Origin of the sequence: Faecalitalea cylindroides ATCC 27803 (assembly GCF_000469305.1) — a bacterium.
GTDB lineage: Bacteria > Bacillota_I > Bacilli_A > Erysipelotrichales > Erysipelotrichaceae > Faecalitalea > Faecalitalea cylindroides.
The window spans coordinates 1,119-3,193 of sequence record NZ_KI271023.1; the positions used below are offsets into that span (position 1 = coordinate 1,119).

At 43.1% G+C, this 2,075-nt stretch carries 3 protein-coding genes and 1 pseudogene; 1 reads left to right on the top strand and 3 read right to left on the bottom strand.

The annotated features are described in order from the left end of the window. Window positions 1-75, bottom strand: a pseudogene (locus tag HMPREF0367_RS07170) (excisionase); the annotation flags it as partial. A 173-nt stretch (window positions 76-248) separates the two neighbouring features. Then, a complete protein-coding gene (locus tag HMPREF0367_RS07175; RefSeq protein WP_035402777.1) occupies window positions 249-533 on the bottom strand; it encodes a hypothetical protein in 285 nt (94 codons plus the stop codon). Between the two features lie 181 nt (window positions 534-714). Between HMPREF0367_RS07175 and HMPREF0367_RS10650 the strand changes: the two genes are divergently transcribed. After that, window positions 715-954, top strand: coding sequence for a hypothetical protein (locus tag HMPREF0367_RS10650; protein ID WP_035402780.1), 240 nt, complete (start codon window positions 715-717; stop codon window positions 952-954). Between the two features lie 173 nt (window positions 955-1,127). Here the strand turns inward: HMPREF0367_RS10650 and HMPREF0367_RS07185 are convergent, their stop codons facing one another. Continuing rightward, entirely contained in the window at window positions 1,128-1,937 is an 810-nt protein-coding gene (locus HMPREF0367_RS07185; RefSeq protein WP_035402783.1) for a class I SAM-dependent methyltransferase, read from the bottom strand. Between the last annotated feature and the right edge of the window lie 138 nt (window positions 1,938-2,075).

Below are 2,075 nucleotides of genomic sequence, written 5' to 3' on the forward strand. Positions count from 1 at the left end.
ACGGAAGTATTTTGACGCTTCCTCAATCGTCAGCGTGTACTTCTCCCAGATAGGCACATCAGTATTGTTTGTCATGCATAAGTACCCCCTTTACTGTGTGTCTTTTGGAAGCAGACAGACGGCTCTGGAAAAGCTCCGCTGGTATCTCAACCAATCTCATTTCTATGAGCAAAACCACCTCTGGGACGTATCATTATCCTGTGAATACAGGTCGTGGCAAAGCGACTTTTCCAACGGTCGCTCTCGGATCACTGCATGGATCGCTCATATATGCAGAGTAGATCTTGCTCAAAGATATCCTTGGCCAGGGAAGATCTCATCTTCGCCACACCTTGTTTGGTGAGGAAACCTTCCTTCTCTACAGTAGAGTACGCCAGTAGATGGATGTGTGGATGATGGCTCTCATTGTGAAAGGAAGCATACCATTTCAGATGATCCATACCTTCACGGGTGGCAATGTAGGTGGCGTACCCACCAATGGGCTTTTCCTGATCCACCTTCAGGTACTTGAATTTGGTGACCAGCCGAGCCATGGGAAACCTCCTTCCGTTTTAGGGTAAGAAAAAGCAGGAGACCTCGAAAGAGATTTCCTGCTGAATGCGAATCATATTCTGTTTTATATCATTTGATGGCTGATCAGAGGATTGCTGTAATCACTCCCACTGCAAGACAGGCGGGCAAGCCAAGAAGCATACCAATACAGGACTGCTTAATATGAAAACAGTAATCCTTATATTCTTCCATATCCTCTGTGCCTGGTATCCTGACTTTTTTCGAATGGCAAAACCAGATGCAGTCAAGAACAAGAGCATCATACCAATCAATGATCAGCCAGATCAGGTAGGAATCCCGAACCCCTTTCCAGAATGTATCTGCTCCATTAAACTGTTTCAGGATAACAGCGAAGATGAACACAAAAGCAAGCAGGGCGATCCCTTTCTAGATGATATCTGACCTGGGAAACGTTGTTCTCTTTTTTCGATTAATCCTAATTCCATACATTTCTCCCTTATGGCCGGGGATAATCTCCCACTGAGGCAAGGGGATTTTTCAGCGTCGGCGACACAATCAGGATTGTGAATAATAAGATACCAATCAGACTTTCTATCATGACCACCATATTTACATTACCTCCACTCCAAATGGATCATTTTGAGCATTCCAAATCGATCTGAAATATCCATACTGATTTTTGTAATGATTTTTAATCCATCTCGTTTGATAAACTTGTAATATGGTTCATCCGCCAATACTTTGACACCTCTACCTAGTGTGGTAACCAGATCTTCAGCCGAATTCACATAAAAAAACATTCGGGCATTTTCATGCCCCATCTGCTTCATATATTTCTTCTGCAACATTTTCATGCCGCTTTTATTTACCGTATCAAACACAAGCTCTATATTCCCGAAACCTTTCAGCATCTGCAAAAGGCCAAGAACTTTTTCCTCTTGAAAGTAATGGAACAAACCTCCTGCAGTAACCAGAAGAGGCGTATCAGGCATGTTCCTGCGGATCTGCCTGAGCCATCCGTCTGAAAAAGCATCCCCTGAAAGATAAGTTTCCTTCTCAGGTTCCGGGAGCAAACTGCGCCGGTATTCGATTACATTCGGAAGGTCTACAGCATACCATTGGGTTTGTCCATTTTCATTGCGATCATATGTTGTCTCCAGTCCGCAGCCCAACTGTATAACAACACCATCCGGTTTACGTTTCAGGAAGTTCTGGATATGCCGATCCATATTAGCGGAACGGGATGCAGAAGCCAGTAGCGTGTATTGACTTTGATTTCCTGTTTCCAACAGTGCGGATGGCAGCTTTTCTTTTAATGAAAGTGCTTTTTTATCATATAAAATACCCGGAAACTTTTCGCTGGCGTAAATCCTTCCCGCCATAGGAATAAACATTGTATCTTCTACTATACCAAATTCGGACATGGCTATCTATCCTCCTATATGCAAATGAGTTAGTAATATCTAACCATTATTATATCAAGAGGAACCGGGGGTTGCAATTCGTTTTCAATTGCTACTCGTTTTCTTCCCATCCTTTCTGCCAGTAGAAAAGATTATCTT

What these genes read in the sequence shown, in the direction of transcription:
- HMPREF0367_RS07175 (WP_035402777.1), bottom strand. Translation starts at nt 533, where the DNA reads ATGGCTCGGCTGGTCACCAAATTCAAGTACCTGAAGGTGGATCAGGAA.
- HMPREF0367_RS10650 (WP_035402780.1), top strand. Translation starts at nt 715, where the DNA reads ATGAAAACAGTAATCCTTATATTCTTCCATATCCTCTGTGCCTGGTAT.
- HMPREF0367_RS07185 (WP_035402783.1), bottom strand. Translation starts at nt 1,937, where the DNA reads ATGTCCGAATTTGGTATAGTAGAAGATACAATGTTTATTCCTATGGCG.